This is a genomic window from Paracoccus sp. Z118, assembly GCF_019061185.1.
Lineage (GTDB): Bacteria > Pseudomonadota > Alphaproteobacteria > Rhodobacterales > Rhodobacteraceae > Paracoccus.
Genome location: NZ_JAHQZU010000080.1, coordinates 1 through 1,754 on the forward strand (window position 1 = coordinate 1; position 1,754 = coordinate 1,754).

The following is a 1,754-nucleotide window of genomic DNA, read 5'->3' on the forward strand; positions in this document are numbered from 1 at the left end:
CGCGGCCTGCGCGGCGTGAAGCTGGTTGTCGCAGACGACCACAAGGGCCTGCGGGCCGCTGCGCGGCGGGTGTTCAACGCCACGCACCAGCGCTGCCGCGTGGGGCTGTTGAAAAAGGTCGCAACGGCTGATTCCATACGTTCATTGGCGGTCGGTGGAGGATCGGCGGATGCTGGAACGACGGGCGCGGGTGCAGCTGGAGTTCTTCGTCTGCGGCTCGCTGCGCGACCTGATCCCGGACGATCACGTGCTGGCGCGCGTGGACCATGTTCTCGATCTCGGCTGGCTGCATGACGAGGTTGCAGAGGTCTATGCGGCGGGCGTTGGCCGTCCCGCCGTCGAGCCCGAAGCCGCCGTGCGGCTGATGCTGGCCGGCTTCCTGCTAGGGATTGTCCACGACCGCCGGTTGATGCGCGAGGCGCAGGTGAATCTGGCCATCCGGTGGTTCGCCGGTTTCGGCATGAACGACCGGCTGCCGGATCATTCCTCGCTGACGCGCATCCGGCAGCGGTGGGGCGCTGCACGGTTCCGCCGCATTTTCGAACGGACGGTGCAGGCCTGCGTCGCCACCGGCATCGCCAGGGGCGAGGTCGTCCACGTCGATGCGTCACTGATCCGGGCGGACGTCTCCTGGGAGAGCCTCGCGGTCCGCCATGTCGGGGCGGTCGTGACGGCCAACGGCGATGACCGGCCCGATCCCGAAACGGAACGCCAGCATCGCGACTCGAAGAAGACGGGGAAGTTCAAGAAGGTCTCCCTGACGGATCCCGATGCTTCCATGGCGACCTCAGGCCGGAACCGGCGATTGGAGCCGAGCTACAAGCAGCACAGCGTCGTCGACGACGAGAGGGGCGTGGTGCTCGACCTCGAGGTGACGACCGGCGAGGTGAACGAGGGCGAGCAGATGCTTGAACGTCTGGATGCCGCGGCCGCGGCGACCGGCGCGCCCATCGCCACCGTGACCGCCGACGCCGGCTACGCCTACGGCAAGATCTTCGGCGGGCTGGAGCGCCGGAACATTGCCGCCGTCATCCCCCACCAAGGCCGAGCCGATCCGCAGTCCCGTGCCGCTGCGCCGGTTCCGATTCGACCCTCGCAACGACATCGTCAAGTGCCCGCGGGGCAGGATCCTGCGCCCGGGAGCGCCTGTGAAGCACGGGCGGTTCTTCCACGCGCGCCAGCGGGATTGCGTCCGCTGTGATCTCGCCGCGCTCTGCATCTCGAAGGGGCGGAAGGTGAAGTTGGTGGTGATCGGTGCCGATCATCCCGCCCTCCTGCGCGCCCGCCGCCGACGCGAGAGATGGAGCGAGGAAGATAACCGGCTCTATCAGCGCCACCGCTGGCGCTCCGAAGGCTACCATGGCGAGGCCAAGACCTGGCACGGCCTTGCCCGGGCAGTGCGGTGCGGCCTGCAGAACATGCGCATCCAGGCCTACCTGACGGCTGCGGCCGTCAACCTCAAGCGGCTGGCGGCCGCAGCCCTCATGCGTTTTCTCCAGTTCTTGCTGGTGTCGGGTCGGCGACAACCGGTCGGCTGACTGCGCAAGCTCCCGCGCGCCGCAGTATCTGCCGTTCAGCCGGCGCCTCCCGACCCTGACCTGAGGGCGTCGACAGCGCCAACAGGAGTTCTTCAACAGCTCCCGCGTTCACTGGATGAGAAATGCGCTCGCCCATGCCCCGGCCAAGCAGCGGACGGCAGTGGCCGCGATGCTGAAGACGATCTTCGCCCAGGAGAACAAGGCAGATGCCGAAGC

General features: G+C 67.9%; 2 protein-coding genes and 2 pseudogenes. All 4 read left to right on the top strand.

Annotated features, from left to right (window positions below):
* Positions 1 to 114, top strand: a pseudogene (locus tag KTN05_RS17465) (transposase); the annotation flags it as partial.
* Positions 115 to 169: 55 nt separating this feature from the next.
* On the top strand, positions 170 to 1,201 hold the full coding sequence (locus KTN05_RS17470) for a transposase (protein ID WP_371823405.1): 1,032 nt from the start codon (positions 170 to 172) through the stop codon (positions 1,199 to 1,201).
* Positions 1,149 to 1,538, top strand: coding sequence for a transposase (locus tag KTN05_RS18800; RefSeq protein WP_371823406.1), 390 nt, complete (start codon positions 1,149 to 1,151; stop codon positions 1,536 to 1,538). Before KTN05_RS17470 ends, KTN05_RS18800 begins: the two co-directional genes overlap by 53 nt.
* 103 nt (positions 1,539 to 1,641) lie before the next feature.
* A pseudogene (locus KTN05_RS17475) lies at positions 1,642 to 1,754 on the top strand (transposase); the annotation flags it as partial.